Genomic DNA, 15,298 nt, shown 5'->3' with positions numbered 1-15,298 from the left:
CAGTTAACAGTCAACTGTAATAAGTTGACGGCTGTTTTTGTAATTTTCTAATGGAATACAAAAATACATTTTTCTTTTCTATTGGCGATGGATGTAAGGGAAATTTGTTAAGTGTAGAATGTTTTTCATTCTTCTTTTATCTTAACTTTACGCAAAAAGAACACATCCATGGACTATATTCTTCTTCTGGTTTTCTTCGCTCTAATTGCTGTTGTATGGATACAAGCATTAAGAGCGTATCTGTCAGATGTACCTTTCGATCCTTTACGAATGCGTCCTCGCGAAACCGATGACATTGTAGATGCTAAACGGTTCAATCACAGATTGGGAATTTTTTGGTTCAGTCTTGGAGCAATCGGATTGATTCCATCTTTTATGATTGCATCGGAAGTCGAGTCTCTTATTCCAATAGGCAGAGGCATATTTATATCAATGGTTATACTAAATGCTGTTGTTGTATTAGTCTTATTTCATATCCATAGGAATAAGAAAAAATAAATACTTGTTATCTATTTATGATATTCTTTATCTGTTTGCAAATATCTTCTATCGGATCGTTTTGTGGATAAAGAGAGTTTCTAGGTATTTGATGGAAGCCATCGCCCCAAAAGGATGGGTTGTTTGGTATTTCAAATTTTGCAACAAGTCTATTGTTAAAATCCAATTCCCCTTTTGTATCATAACTATTTGATATACCATCTGTCCCAATGAGATATCCTTCTTGAAAGTAAGGACGTAAAGCTGTTGGAGGACAGATGCTCAGTAAACGTACATTAATAGTATCATGTTCCGAATTGACGCTTATGCGATTCGTAAGATAGGGTAATCCAAAGGCCGATATATAAGCCTTATCAGTGTTGTTGTCAATCATGGCGAACGAGCATGCTACACGGAGCGAGTGGGTAAAGTCAAGTAATGGAGTATGCTCCATTGAATGGATTTTCTGCGTTTTACATCCTTATAACCTTCTATTTTTTGTGTTTCGAATAATTCGACAAGTGTTTTACTTGCCGTCTTTAAAGTATTGAATCGTTTATTTAGGTCTTTTTGTGGGAGATAGTCTCCACGATATATGGTTGGATAAAAAGATGATACTCCAGCTTTATTTTTATAGTCGGTATTTTGTCCGCGATAGAAAAGCAGATGGTCTTTATTTTTGAACGATAGTTTTGCTATACATTCTACAAGTTCTCTGAAGGTCGCTATTTTGCACGCTTCACCTGCCCCTACACGTACTTGTTGAGGATTGCCAAAATGGTTGAACAACTCGGCTGTAAGTTCGGGTGTTATGCGTCTCATAATATAGCTTTTATGTTTATGGAATTCTATTTTCGTCCAAAATCGGCGGGGATCTCACCCCACTTAGCCGTTTCCCATTTAATAATACGGGTAGTATATGAGTTTTCTTTCAGCCATTTTTCGGCACGTTCAATCATATAAAAGAGAGATACATTTTCGGGCAGGCGCTCCAATTTGGTCTTGCATTTTTTATCTTTCACCCATTTTATAGCGTTTGCACTATCAGAATAGAGAGGTATCGTTGCCTTTTTTTGCTTTAAGAGAGCTAAGCCATGTACCAATGCTAAAAACTCGCCGACATTGTTGGTTCCCATTTCGAATGGTCCTTGTTTGAAAACCTCTTCGCCTGTTTTTACATATACTCCACGATATTCCATCAGTCCGGGATTACCACTACACGCAGCATCTACAGACAAACTGTCTTTAATAATCTCCGGATTGTTCTGTATAGAGGCTGATGAGGAAGATTTCTTCTTTTCGGCATTTTTCCCTACATAACTCCATGGTGTGTCATTATAGGCTCTTTCGGCATCTTCGAGTGTGGGGAATGATTTATAGATAGCCCCATCGTAGCCATCAATCTGGTTTTTACATTCTTTCCAATCGCTGTATACACCGGGTTTGATACCGTTCCATACCGTATAAAATTTTTTCTTTGCCACAGGGGAATGAGAGTTATAAGTTATAGTTACAAATTAACGAATAAAGTAGGAGAGTAGAAAATGATAAGATACATACTCTTCCAAATTATAAAGTAATAAGCTAAAATATAGCATTGGCATATAGATATGAGAAATTCCGATTCAGAGCAGGTATCATTAATGGAGGTTTATATAAGTCTATTTTATGGTCGCTGCACATTTTATCAAAAAAACGAAATCGTATTTTCATTTTTGAGTATTCTCTTTAAGTAGGTGATATCTAGCAAATTTACGGTCTCAAAATTTCCTTTATAAAACACACCCCAGTTATTGAAAACACAAGGCAGTTCCTTTGCTTTTTGTAGCGTATCCACTTGAATTAGAGATAGAGGAACATCATTCATTTCACAATACTGCTTTATCATCTCTATGTTTTGATAGACGTAGGGGCATTGCATATCATAATAAATTGTTAGATCTTTACTTTCAATTTCTTGTTTTTTAGTATTTAGAGCAAACTTTGGCGTTGTTCCGTCAAAAGAAAGTGCAAGCAATTCATATCCATTATCGGTTGTATCGACCACCTCAAAGCCGAACTTCTTCGCAAATGATTGGTCAGAAAGCCAAGATTTTTGTTTTTTTGCTCCAAGCATACAAATGCCGGATTTACCCTTTTCTTTGGCATCAGCCAAGCAATACTCCATCAGCGATCTAGCATATCCTTTTCCTTTGTGATCACCTAAAACCCATAGGCAATACACGTAATAATAGTTGTCACCAGTTATGGGAACCCAAGCTGTTTCAAGAGGAGCATATTCAATAAAAACCGTAGCTCTTGCATTTAACTTTCTAAAGACATGACCTTCATTTAGTCGGTCTGAAAGCCATTGTCGCTTTGCGTCAATACCTTGATGGGTTTTTTTACTGCGGATAATGCAACATAAATGCTCATTAGCAAGATTTTCTGTTGTTAAATTTACAAAATCAATATCCATATACACCCTCGCTTCAAATTAATATAAAGTTTATAATAAATTAAATACTCCTTACCTTTCTAAACTTGTGTTCTTGTCTTTTGCCTTATACGTCAAAGGCGAAAAAAGCACTTTTTATTTCATTTCTACTTCAATGATCGTGTCAATATCATCAAGATTTCCATTAAAACTGAAAATTACATTATTACTTTTTTTATCTTTTTTCCAGACAAGCTTAGCATCGGTATTAAGTAATTTTGCCGATTTAATATTGGGTATATTAATAATAATCTTATCAAGATCTTTGTCCAAAACATGGATATATGTTATTTTACCTTTTGCAGTAGAAACGCCCCATTTTTCAGGTTTTAAGAAACCGGCCGTTGTTCCGTATATTGTATGACCATATTTACTAAGCCAATCACCCATCACTTGTAGACGATCTACACATTCAGTTTGTATTTTTCCATTAGGCATAGGGCCAACATTGAGCAAAAGGTTTGCACCATAGCCCGAAGCTTTGATTAAATAGTGGATAAGTTCTTTCTCTGATTTGAAATTGTTGTCAGTAATATTATATCCCCAAGTAGCATTCATTGTTTCGCAAGTTTCTAAAGGTAGGTGCCCAGCAGCCACTTGCCCATCACTATATCCACTCTTATTTTCTCCTGGTAGGTCACGCTCAAAAGCTTGGTAATCCTCTCCATCTATGGGTTCTTTATGATGGTTATTCGATATCATACAGTTTGGTTGCAACTTATGTATTAAGCCGTATATTTCATCATAATGCCAGTCGACACGAGAATTTACGTGCGATTTACTATCGCTTGGATGCTGATCCCAATCACCATCGAACCATATACCTGCAATATCTCCATAATTAGTCAATAATTCTGTGAGTTGTGCTTTCATAAAATTAATGTAGTCTGCCCATTCCCCACGTTCGGTACGTCCGCATCCGCTGCCGGTTTGTCCTGTCCAGTACTGATAGTCTGTTCTCGACCAATCTATGAGAGAGTAATATAGTATTAGCTTGATATTTTCTTTATGACACTCATCAGCAAGCTCTTTTATTATATCTCGACCAAAATGTGGTGTATTCATTATATTCCAATCGGACTGTTTGGTATTCCAATTGCTAAAACCATCGTGATGTCGGGAAGTGAATGTTATATATTTCATTCCGGCATCTTTTGCTATTTTGACCCATTCTTTTGCATCAAAATCCTGCGGATTGAAAAATTGTTGGAGATTTTTGTAGTTTTTTACTTTTATAGGCCTATTCTGCATAACCCATTCACCATCACCTAGTACACTGTAAGGGCCAAAGTGTACAAACAGGCCTAAGCGTGCTTCATCGAACCAGCGGGTATCGGGTTTTGACGATTGGCTGTATGTGCTGATAGAGATAAATAAGATTAGGGAGAGGCTTAAAAATCGTTGTTTCATGGTAATGTAGAATTGGTTAACAGATTACCAAAGATAGTAAAATAAAAAAACTACCTGATAAAATCAGATAGTTTTTTGAGCCTCTTGTCGGATTCGAACCAACGACCCCGAGATTACAAATCACGTGCTCTGGCCAACTGAGCTAAAGAGGCAGGTGGGTAAGCTACCTATATCGCGTCGCTCAACCGACGGCCCTTGCTGCGATCAAACCCTGGGGGATTAATCAGGAGCTGACCGTATAGGACTTACCCGGGCACAAAAGTATGCTAATTTTTTCGATTTGCAAAATGTTGCATCATATTTTTCCTTTGCTTATATTTGTATGAAAGTCGCATTAGCAAAAAACAATTTAGTTATCAGCGACTTATATTTTTAATTATTATCATAAAAAAAACAAATAATGACAGTTGTTGATCGTTTTCTTAAATATGTGAAGTACGATACTGAATCGAGTACCGAAACGGGAGTAACTCCAAGTACACCGGGACAGTTAATTTTAGCTCGTGAAATAGAAAAAGAACTCCGCCAAATGGGATTGGAAGATATTTCACTGGACGAAAGAGGATATATAATGGCTACATTGCCTGCAAATACAGATAAGAAAGTACCTACTATTGGATTTGTAGCACATATGGATACGAGCCCTGATCTGACAGGTAAGAATGTTAATCCACGCATAGTAACCAAGTACAATGGTGGAGATATTATTTTGAATGAAAAAGCGAATGTTGTGCTGTCTCCAAGAGATTTCCCTGAAATGCTTGATTACGAAGGGCAGGATTTGATTGTAACTGATGGAACTACATTGCTTGGTGCTGATGATAAAGCTGGTATCGCAGAGATATTGACAGCTATTCAATATCTGAAAGACCATCCTGAGATTAAGCATGGTGAAATACGCATCGGCTTTACTCCGGATGAGGAAATAGGCGCAGGTGCAGATCACTTTGATGTAGCAAAATTTGGTTGTGAATGGGCTTATACTATCGATGGTGGACCAATAGGTGAGTTAGAATATGAGAATTTTAATGCTGCCGGGGCTAAAATTTCGATACAAGGGCGTAGTGTGCATCCCGGATCAGCAAAGAATAAAATGAAAAATGCCTTGGTGATTGCCAATAAGCTAATATCATTATTACCCGCAGACGAAAGACCTGAACATACTACCGAATATGAAGGTTTTTTCCATCTGATGAATATCACAGGAACGGTTGATAGTGCTTCTTTGAGCTATATAATACGCGATCATGACAGAATTTTATATAAGAAACGTAAGCAATTGCTAATAGATGCAGTTGATTTTATTAATAAGCTGTATCCCGATAGTACAACTTTAGAAATAAAAGATCAATATTTTAATATGCGCGAAAAAGTAGAGCCTGTGATGCATATTGTAGATCTTGCCTTCGAAGCAATGACCTCTGTAGGTGTTACTCCACTCGTGAAACCGATAAGAGGTGGAACAGACGGCGCTCGTCTCTCGTATATGGGGTTACCTTGTCCTAATATTTTTGCAGGTGGTCATAATTTCCATGGAAGATATGAATTTGTGCCTATCCAATCGATGCAAAAAGCAGTAGAGGTGATTGTGAGGATAGCCGAACTTGTTGCTTCTAAGTAGTTGCTGATGTAAACAGGACGGAGAAAGAGATATTTTTCTCATTAATATAGTAAAATAATAAGATCAGAGTAGCACTAGTGGCTACTCTATCTTTGCTTATAAACAAGATTATTTTAAAGAATCCAAACATAAAGTAGATGTTGAAGTATTATTATTTATTATATTTATAGCAAATACGAAATCTATAAAAAATATACATATAAATAACCTTATTATGAAGAAAACGCCATTTACAGATATACATATTGCACTGGGTGCTAAAATGCACGAGTTTGCAGGATATAATATGCCCATCGAATATTCAGGAATCATTGACGAACATATGGCTGTTTGCAATGGAGTAGGAGTGTTTGATGTTTCTCATATGGGCGAAATATGGGTAAAAGGTCCCAGAGCCTTGGCTTTCTTGCAGCGAGTAACCAGTAATGATGTTGCTATATTGCCTATAGGAAAAGCTCAATATTCATGTTTTATAAATAAGGAGGGTGGTATAATAGACGATATTATCATCTATCACTACGAGCCTGAAAAATATATGCTTGTTGTAAATGCTTCGAATATAGAGAAAGACTGGAATTGGTGTGTCGAGAATAATGAAGAGTTTGCTGATCTGGAGAATGCTTCTGATAAAATAGGTCAATTAGCTATACAAGGGCCAAAAGCTTTGGAAACATTACAAAAACTAACGAAGATAGACCTTACTACTATTCCTTACTACTCTTTTACGATAGGTAGTATGAAAGGGTCGGGCCTGGAAAATGTTATTATCTCTAATACAGGTTATACCGGAGCAGGAGGCTTTGAAATTTATTTCTATCCTGAGTATGGTATCGATATTTGGAATGCTATATTTGAAGCAGGAGAAGAATTTGGCATCAAACCAATTGGTTTAGGGGCTCGTGATACGCTTCGCCTCGAAATGGGTTATTGTCTTTACGGGAACGATTTGGATGATACTACAACGCCTCTAGAGGCTGGTTTGGGTTGGATTACTAAATTTATTGAAGATAAAAACTTTATAGGTCGCTCTGTATTAGAAAAACAAAAGGTTGATGGTGTGACCAGAAAACTCTGTGGATTTCAATTGGAGGAGAGGGGTATTCCTCGCCATGGCTATGATATTGTAAATGCTGCCAATGAGAAAATAGGTGTTGTAACTTCGGGAACAATGGCTCCCACAACTAAAGCTGGCATAGGTCTAGGCTACGTGAAACCTGAATATGCTAAGCCGGGCTCTGTGATTTATATAAAAATAAGAGATAAAAATTTGCAAGCTCAGGTTGTAAAACCTCCTTTTAGAAAATTGTAATTTAGTTAGCAATACAAAATAGAAAAGGGATTCAATTTTGAATCCCTTTTTTTATCATCTTAGTAAGATATATTATTTTTTGTCTTTAGTTTCTTTAGAGCAGCAAGACTTTTTCTCTGTATCTTTTTTCTCTTTTGTGCAAGTTGATTTTTCTGTTTTAGCCTTAGGTGCATCTTTTTTCGCATCTTGAGCCATTACAGCAGTAGAAGCAAGAAGGGCAATGGCCATGATAGCTGACATAAATCCTTTTTTCATATTGTATATGTTTTTTTATTTGAGTTAAACAATCATTTGTTCACTTGCAAATATAAACGGTATTTTCACACAACAAAGTTAATGGACGTTAAATAAAAAGTTGGTAACTATAAGGTTTGTAAATGAGTATATTTGCTTAATACTTGAAGGTACCAAATTCACTTTCGATTACTAATTCAGTTTTATCAGATTTTTCTACAAATCCGACGATTTGAGCGTCTATTCCAAATGATTTAGATATATCGATTACTTCTTGTGCATATTCCGGAGCCAAATATATCTCCATGCGATGCCCCATATTGAATACTTTGTACATTTCTTTCCAATCTGTACCCGATTGTTCATGTATCAGCTTGAATAAAGGTGGTACAGGGAACATGTTGTTCTTCGTGATTTTTACATTCTCTACAAAGTGAAGTACTTTTGTTTGTGCTCCGCCCGAGCAATGTACCATTCCATGTACTTCCGGGCGTAATTTTTCCAGTATTTGTTTGATAACGGGGGCATAGGTGCGGGTAGGGGATAACACCAGTTTACCGGCATCTATATCTAACCCATCTATAGTATCGGTCAGTTTCATATTACCCGAATAAACTAAGTCAGCAGGAATGCTGGAATCGTAACTTTCCGGATATTTGGTTGCCAGATAATTAGCGAATACATCGTGACGTGCAGATGTAAGTCCGTTGCTTCCCATTCCGCCATTGTATTCCTTTTCATAAGTAGATTGCCCCGATGATGAAAGCCCCACAATTACGTCACCACCCTGTATCTTGTCGTTCGATATGACATCGCTACGCTTCATTCTACATGTAACAGTACTATCTACTATAATTGTGCGCACAAGATCACCAACGTCAGCCGTTTCGCCACCAGTAGGATAGATATTTACTCCCAAAGCCGATAACTCTTCACATAAGTCATTTGTTCCATTTATTATAACAGAGATAACCTCACCTGGTATTAACATTTTATTTCGACCGATGGTTGACGAGAGTAGAATATTGTCTGTAGCACCTATACACAATAAGTCATCGATGTTCATTATCAGAGCATCTTGTGCAATGCCTTTCCATATAGATATATCGCCTGTTTCGCGCCAATACATATATGCCAGTGACGATTTAGTCCCTGCACCATCAGCATGCATAATATTGCAATATTCGGGATCTCCACCTAATATGTCAGGTATTATTTTACAAAATGCTTGAGGAAAAATGCCTTTATCAATGTTTTTTATTGCATTATGCACATCTTCTTTTGATGCTGAAACACCGCGCTGGTTGTATCTTTGATCGCTCATTTGGGAGATATATAAATGGTTATAAATTGAGAAAACAAAGGTAGATAATTTTAGGCAATATGGCAATGCTTATCACTAGCTAATAAAAGAAAACAGCCTGCAAAATGAATTGCAGACTGTTCCTGTATTTTGTATCAATTATATCTAAATCAATAGTCTTTCACTTCCCATCCCAATGCACTTGCACCAAGCACGGCAGCATCGCTTTCTTTAAGCTCCGACATTAGAAGTTTGATCTTGTTTCTGTAAATAGGAAGCATGTTTTCTTCCATATGTTTGCGTACCGGATCAAAGATCAATTTACCGGCTTTAGTAAGACCTCCGAATAAAATTATTGCTTCAGGGCTAGAGAATGCCACAAAATCAGCAAAAGACTCGCCAAGAAGTTGTCCTGTCAGTTCAAAAATTTCTTTAGCCAGTTTATCACCCTTTACTGCTGCATCGTATACATCTTTCGATGTGATCTCTTCAGGTTTAAGTTCTCTAAGAAGACTTGGATCTTTTTTTGTTTCAAGATATTCTCTTGCTGTACGCGCAACACCTGTAGCAGAACTGTATGTTTCGAGGCATCCTTTTCTACCACAACCACATATGCGTCCATCACGACGGATAGTAGTATGTCCTAATTCTCCGGCGAAACCATCGTGTCCATAAACAAGTTGTCCATTAACAACAATACCACTACCAACACCTGTACCTAATGTGATTACAATGAAGTCTTTCATACCACGAGCCGCTCCGTATGTCATTTCACCGATAGCAGCAGCGTTAGCATCATTTGTAAGAGCAACAGGAACATTAAGTTTGTCTGTTAGCATTTGAGCCAATGGAATAACACCTTTCCATGGTAAGTTTGGTGCAAATTCTATACATCCTGTAAAGAAGTTTCCGTTAGGAGCACCAACTCCAATTCCTTTGATATTAGCAGCACCACCAACCTGATCCATAATTTCTTGGACTCCGGCAGCAAGATTTGCAACATAGTCATTAATTTCTTTATATGTACTAGTTTTGATAGAGCCTTGATTTATGATATGCCCCCTTTTATCAACAACACCAAAAACGGAATTAGTACCACCAATGTCAATTCCAATAGCGTATGGTTTCTCCATGATTTTATATTTATGTTAATTCAACAATGAAAATTTATATTTTTATTTTATGGTCTACAAATATAATTATTCTGTGATAAAAATTAGCTCGAAAGCAGGAATAATGTAGAATTTTGATCAAGATTGTTTCAAATATGTGTCAAGTACCTTGTTTGCAGCAATGAAAGAACTCATTCTGGAACTCAAAACTTGCTGTTCACAATCTTTTAGTTCGGCTTGTATTGTCGGATTGTTATAGAAATTTGATTTTAGTTTCTCGTTAATCGTCTCGTACATCCAGAATTTAGACTGTTCATTCCTTCTGTGACGAAAATATTCATTTTTTTTGACGAAAGCTACGTATTCATCGATCATATCCCATACTTCCGATATTCCAATGCCATAATATCCTGAGTAAGTTAATACTTTCGGCTGCCAGCCAGATTCGGGTAGGGGAAACAAGTGGAGCGCATTCTTAAAATGCGATTGAGCAAGCTTAGCTTTTTCTATATTGCTTCCATCAGCTTTATTGATTACTATGCCGTCTGCCATTTCCATAATACCTCGCTTGATTCCTTGTAATTCATCGCCAGTACCAGCTAATTGGATAAGCAGAAAGAAATCTACCATTGAATGTACTGCTGTTTCAGATTGTCCGACACCAACTGTTTCTACAATAATGCGATCGAATCCTGCAGCTTCGCACAAAACAATTGTTTCGCGCGTTTTACGAGCTACTCCGCCCAAAGATCCGGCAGAAGGAGAAGGGCGAATAAATGCATTTTTTTGTACAGCAAGCTGTTCCATCCGTGTTTTGTCACCAAGAATACTTCCTTTAGTAACCTCACTTGATGGGTCTATAGCCAGAACTGCAAGTTTACAATTATCCTTTAGGATGTGCATACCAAAAGCATCTATTGATGTGCTTTTTCCTGCACCGGGAACTCCGGTTATACCAACTCGTACAGAATTACCTGAGTAAGGCAAGCATTTTTCGATAACTTGCTGTGCAATAATCTGATGTTCTGGTTTTGAACTTTCGATTAGAGTCACTGCTTGGCTTAGAATAGATATATTTCCTTTTAATATTCCATCAACATATTCTGTTACAGTATATGATTTACGTTTGAATCGTTTGAAATTATTTAAATATGGATTTACAGTAGGCTGCTCACCGATGCCTTTGTTTACTCGTAACCCTTGAAATTGATTGTCATTTTCTATATGTTCCATATATTCTTATTGCTATATGATTTTAAAAGTAAATGTACTAAAAATTACTAGGAAAGGAAAGGGTTATAATTAATCAAATCAATAATTAAACATAATAGTAATTATATAACTTTTATCTAGCAGAATTTAATATAACTTCATGCAAATATAGCACTGTAGAGAGTTTAAAAGAAAAAAGCATCTGAGTATTTAATCTCAGATGCTTTTATGTTATTATTTGCTAGAATCAATTATTGAGCAAGTTCTTTGTCAATAAGATCTAGTTCTTTCGATTTGTCTACATTTAACAAACTAAGATTGTAATAAACATTTTGCAATTTCATCAAAGCTTGTTTGATATCTAATTTGTCCGGTTCAGCTTTACCTTTTAGTATATCACGATATTTTTCAAGATAAGGTAATGCTTTTTGGTACATGTCAGCTGTTTGTTTATCTAATTCAGATTGTTCTTTTCTGTTTGTTGTTTGGCCAGCTTTCTCTTTAAGGTCTTGAGCCTGTAGTACATATAGTACCCCTAATCCTTCAAGAGCTCTTTCGCAGTTTGGATCAGCTTTGATAGCAGCATCATATACTTCACCTGCTTTTACATAATCCTTCTTTTCAGCATATAATGAAGCTTTCACACTGTATAAATCACATGAAGTTGTTGGAGCATTGGCAATAGCTTGATCCAAGTAGTCCATAGCTTCGTTAGTTTTTCCAGCTTTAATGAATTCATTAATCAAATTTGGCGTGAAATATTGATTTGTAGGAAATTTTTGAGCACCTTCGCGCAATATTGCTACGAAAGCAATACTGTCTCCAACAGTTTGATATTCACTAGCTAATAGCTCGTATGTGTCGCTTTCTTTGTATGTGCTATTTGCTACATATGGTTCTGCGTTGATCTTCTTTAGCAATCTGATAGAACGAGGATGATCCTGCGCCTGAATTGCACTAATAATAGCATAATATTTAATTGTTTGGAAGATGCTATCACTTGTATTGAAGCCACTAGGGTCTTCTTTAAATATTTCAAGGCCAGGAAGTTCCCAGTATCTTTCGAAGAAGTCAGCTGCTTTGGCGAAGTCTTTCTTATCATTGTAATAAACACCACCATTTATGTAAAATGGATGTGCATCTTTCAATGTTCTGATGATATCTTTTCGTACTTTATTTTTTACTTTGCCTTTTTCATCAGGTACTTGTCCTAACTCATCAGCTTTTATATATGGATCATACATATTAAATAGACCAACATACATTGCTTCTTCGTCACCACCTTTACCTGTAACTTCTTTCAGTTGTTCTTTCGAGCGTTCATCATCAAAAGCTTTGTATTCGATATCTCCGGCTAATTTCCATGCGTCCGGATCATTCATCGTTTCAGCATCCGTTAGTGCAGGTTTTATCAATTCTCTAGCTTCTGCTACATTGCTTTTCATTGCTGCTTTAGCTTCCTTTACTGCCTTTTTTTGAGCAAAAGAGAAGCCGGCAACCAAGCATAGTGATACTACTAAAAGGGTACGCTTCATAAATTATTGTTTTTTAGTTATTTAATTATTTTCTTCGCTGTTATTATCTGTTGTTTCTGTATCTACATCAATAATATCCACTCCATCTATGTCAACTATCTCTTCTTCGTCGGTTTCAGACATAACTTTACATATTGATGCGATTTCATCGTTTCTCTTTTCAAGATTGATTAGTCTAACACCTTGTGTAGCACGTCCCATTACACGAAGATCAGATACTTTCATACGAATAGCAATACCCGATTTGTTAATGATCATCAAGTCATTTTCGTCAGTAACGCTATTTATGGATACAAGTTTACCAGTTTTTTCTGTAATATTCAAAGTTTTTACACCTTTTCCTCCACGACTAGTGATACGATATACCGGTTCGCCATCCACATCATTGAGCTGAGTACGTTTTCCATAGCCGAGTTCAGAGACTACCATGATGGTTTCAATTTGTTGCGCTTCTTTCGACATGGCAAGCATTCCTATAACTTCGTCTTGTCCGTCTTCATCGATACGCATACCACGTACACCTGTCGCAGTACGTCCCATTTCGCGTACACCTGCTTCATGGAAACGTATGGCGCGACCATTGCGGTTCGCTATTAATATTTCGCTGTCTCCGTCAGTCATTAAAACTTCTATTACTCTATCATCTTCACGGATAGTAATCGCATTAACTCCATTTTGACGTGGACGAGAATAAGCTTCAAGTCTTGTTTTCTTGATAACTCCTTGTTTTGTACAGAATACAAGGAAGTGATTATTGACAAATTCTGAATCATTCAGTCCTTTAACGCGAATAAATGCAGTAACCTTGTCATCTGCTTCTATATTAAGGAGGTTTTGAATAGCTCTTCCTTTAGAATTCTTAGTTCCTTCAGGAATGTCATATACACGTAACCAATAGCATCTTCCTTTTTGAGTGAAAAGTAAGATATAGTTATGCATTGATGCCGGATATATATGCTCAATAAAATCTTCGTCGCGTGTAACAGAACCTTTAGCTCCCACTCCACCTCTGTTTTGAGCCTTAAATTCTGTAAGAGGAGTACGTTTTATATAGCCTAAATGAGAAATCGTGATAATCATCTCATCATCAGAATAGAAGTCTTCCGGATTCAGTTCTTCCGAAGCATACACAATCTCTGAACGGCGTTTGTCACCATACTTATCTCTTATTTCTATCAATTCATCTTTGATAACTTGCATACAAAGTTCTTCATTCGATAGAATTTCATTCAAATAATCAATTAATTTTTGAATTTCATTATATTCGTTATGTAGCTTATCCTGCTCTAATCCAGTTAATTGACGTAGACGCATTTCTACAATAGCACGAGATTGAATTTCAGACAGATTAAACTTGCTAATCAGCCCTTCCATCGCTTCTTGTGGCGATTTAGATGCTCTGATAATCCTTATTACTTCATCTATATTATCTGATGCAATAATAAGTCCTTCAAGAATATGAGCACGTTCTTCCGCTTTGCGAAGATCGTATATAGCTCTACGGATAATAACATCATGTCTGTGTTCAACAAACAGAGAGATCATATCCTTAAGATTCAACATTTGAGGACGTCCTTTAACCAGTGCAATATTATTTACGCTGAAAGAGGTCTGTAATGCTGTTAGTTTATATAATTTGTTTAGAACAACATTTGCATTAGCGTCACGCTTAACGTCAACCACGATGCGCATACCGTCACGGTCAGACTCGTCATTGACATTGCTGATACCGTCTAACTTCTTGTCACCAACTAATTCCGCTATATGCTTGATTAGTTCAGCTTTATTAACAAGATAAGGGATTTCAGTTATAACTATTTTCTCATAGTTACCTTCCATCTCTATCTCGGCACGTCCACGCATAATAACACGTCCTCGACCAGTTTCAAAAGCATCTTTAACACCTTGATAGCCATAAATAAATCCTCCAGTAGGGAAATCGGGAGCTTTAATAAATTGCATTAAACCGTCAATATCAATATCTCGGTTTTCAATATATGCAATAGTCCCGTTTATGACTTCAGTCATATTATGCGGAGGCATATTAGTTGCCATACCTACAGCGATACCTGACCCTCCATTGATCAATAGGTTGGGAACACGTGTAGGAAGAACTGTCGGCTCTTTTAAGGTGTCATCAAAGTTAAGCTGGAAGTCGACTGTTTCTTTGTCGATATCTTTCAGCATTTCTTCTGCCAGACGGCTTAATCGGGCTTCGGTGTAACGCATAGCAGCAGGGCTATCGCCATCAACACTCCCCATATTACCTTGTCCGTCAACCAACATATAACGTAAGCTCCATTCCTGGGCCATACGTATCATCGCGAAGTAAACAGATGAATCACCATGAGGGTGGTACTTACCTAATACTTCACCGACAATTCTGGCTGATTTCTTATGTGGTTTGTTTGATGCATTACCTAGTTCACTCATACCAAATAGTATACGACGGTGAACAGGTTTGAACCCGTCTCTAACATCGGGTAAAGCACGACCTACAATCACAGACATTGAATAGTCTATGTACGCCGATTTCATCTCATCTTCGATGTTGATTTTAATAATTCTATCTTCTGCCATTGCTAATTATATAGTATAAATTTTTTATT

General features: G+C 36.8%; 14 protein-coding genes and 1 tRNA gene. 3 read left to right on the top strand and 12 right to left on the bottom strand.

Annotation, left to right across the window (positions count from 1 at the left end; genetic code table 11):
* Positions 1 to 168 precede the first annotated feature (168 nt).
* A complete protein-coding gene (locus G7Y56_RS03905; RefSeq protein ID WP_165041248.1) occupies positions 169 to 498 on the top strand; it encodes a hypothetical protein in 330 nt (109 codons plus the stop codon).
* 7 nt (positions 499 to 505) lie between these two features.
* On the opposite strand, the gene G7Y56_RS03900 is transcribed toward G7Y56_RS03905, so the two are convergent.
* From G7Y56_RS03900 to G7Y56_RS03875, 6 genes are all read right to left on the bottom strand, one after another.
* Positions 506 to 931, bottom strand: a complete 426-nt coding sequence (locus G7Y56_RS03900) for a hypothetical protein (protein ID WP_165041246.1) — start codon at positions 929 to 931, stop codon at positions 506 to 508.
* A complete protein-coding gene (locus tag G7Y56_RS03895) occupies positions 886 to 1,299 on the bottom strand; it encodes a hypothetical protein (RefSeq protein WP_165041244.1) in 414 nt (137 codons plus the stop codon). Before G7Y56_RS03895 ends, G7Y56_RS03900 begins: the two co-directional genes overlap by 46 nt.
* A 26-nt stretch (positions 1,300 to 1,325) precedes the next feature.
* Positions 1,326 to 1,961, bottom strand: coding sequence for a viroplasmin family protein (locus tag G7Y56_RS03890; protein WP_165041242.1), 636 nt, complete (start codon positions 1,959 to 1,961; stop codon positions 1,326 to 1,328).
* Positions 1,962 to 2,164: 203 nt separating this feature from the next.
* A complete protein-coding gene (locus G7Y56_RS03885; protein ID WP_165041240.1) occupies positions 2,165 to 2,935 on the bottom strand; it encodes an N-acetyltransferase in 771 nt (256 codons plus the stop codon).
* A 114-nt stretch (positions 2,936 to 3,049) separates the two neighbouring features.
* Positions 3,050 to 4,363: an alpha-L-fucosidase gene (locus tag G7Y56_RS03880; RefSeq protein WP_165041238.1), complete on the bottom strand. Its 1,314-nt coding sequence runs from the start codon at positions 4,361 to 4,363 to the stop codon at positions 3,050 to 3,052.
* 78 nt (positions 4,364 to 4,441) lie between these two features.
* Positions 4,442 to 4,515: transfer RNA gene (locus tag G7Y56_RS03875), tRNA-Thr, on the bottom strand.
* A gap of 248 nt (positions 4,516 to 4,763) precedes the next feature.
* Between G7Y56_RS03875 and pepT the strand changes: the two genes are divergently transcribed.
* Complete coding sequence (pepT, locus tag G7Y56_RS03870) at positions 4,764 to 5,984, top strand: peptidase T (RefSeq protein ID WP_165041236.1); 1,221 nt, start codon at positions 4,764 to 4,766, stop codon at positions 5,982 to 5,984.
* Between the two features lie 214 nt (positions 5,985 to 6,198).
* Positions 6,199 to 7,293 (top strand): glycine cleavage system aminomethyltransferase GcvT, encoded by a 1,095-nt coding sequence (gcvT, locus tag G7Y56_RS03865; RefSeq protein WP_165041234.1) that lies wholly within the window; start codon positions 6,199 to 6,201, stop codon positions 7,291 to 7,293.
* Between the two features lie 72 nt (positions 7,294 to 7,365).
* Here gcvT and G7Y56_RS03860 read toward each other — a convergent pair whose 3' ends face one another.
* The 6 genes from G7Y56_RS03860 to gyrA form a co-directional block, all read right to left on the bottom strand.
* On the bottom strand, positions 7,366 to 7,548 hold the full coding sequence (locus G7Y56_RS03860; RefSeq protein WP_165024805.1) for a hypothetical protein: 183 nt from the start codon (positions 7,546 to 7,548) through the stop codon (positions 7,366 to 7,368).
* A 136-nt stretch (positions 7,549 to 7,684) separates the two neighbouring features.
* On the bottom strand, positions 7,685 to 8,851 hold the full coding sequence (locus G7Y56_RS03855; RefSeq protein ID WP_165041232.1) for an AIR synthase related protein: 1,167 nt from the start codon (positions 8,849 to 8,851) through the stop codon (positions 7,685 to 7,687).
* 149 nt (positions 8,852 to 9,000) lie between these two features.
* A complete protein-coding gene (locus G7Y56_RS03850) occupies positions 9,001 to 9,963 on the bottom strand; it encodes an ROK family protein (protein WP_165024800.1) in 963 nt (320 codons plus the stop codon).
* Positions 9,964 to 10,080: 117 nt separating this feature from the next.
* Positions 10,081 to 11,175 carry a methylmalonyl Co-A mutase-associated GTPase MeaB gene (gene meaB / locus G7Y56_RS03845; protein WP_165041229.1) on the bottom strand — a complete coding sequence of 365 codons (1,095 nt, stop codon included), beginning with the start codon at positions 11,173 to 11,175 and terminating at the stop codon, positions 10,081 to 10,083.
* Between the two features lie 230 nt (positions 11,176 to 11,405).
* Positions 11,406 to 12,689, bottom strand: coding sequence for a lipopolysaccharide assembly protein LapB (locus tag G7Y56_RS03840; RefSeq protein ID WP_165041227.1), 1,284 nt, complete (start codon positions 12,687 to 12,689; stop codon positions 11,406 to 11,408).
* Between the two features lie 21 nt (positions 12,690 to 12,710).
* Positions 12,711 to 15,269: a DNA gyrase subunit A gene (gene gyrA, locus G7Y56_RS03835; RefSeq protein WP_165041225.1), complete on the bottom strand. Its 2,559-nt coding sequence runs from the start codon at positions 15,267 to 15,269 to the stop codon at positions 12,711 to 12,713.
* Positions 15,270 to 15,298: the final 29 nt, after the last annotated feature.

This window comes from Dysgonomonas sp. ZJ709, assembly GCF_011039195.1.
In the GTDB taxonomy this organism is placed as follows: Bacteria; Bacteroidota; Bacteroidia; order Bacteroidales; family Dysgonomonadaceae; genus Dysgonomonas.
The sequence above is the reverse complement of the archived record's forward strand: the minus strand, read 5'-3'. Positions and strand labels throughout refer to the sequence as shown.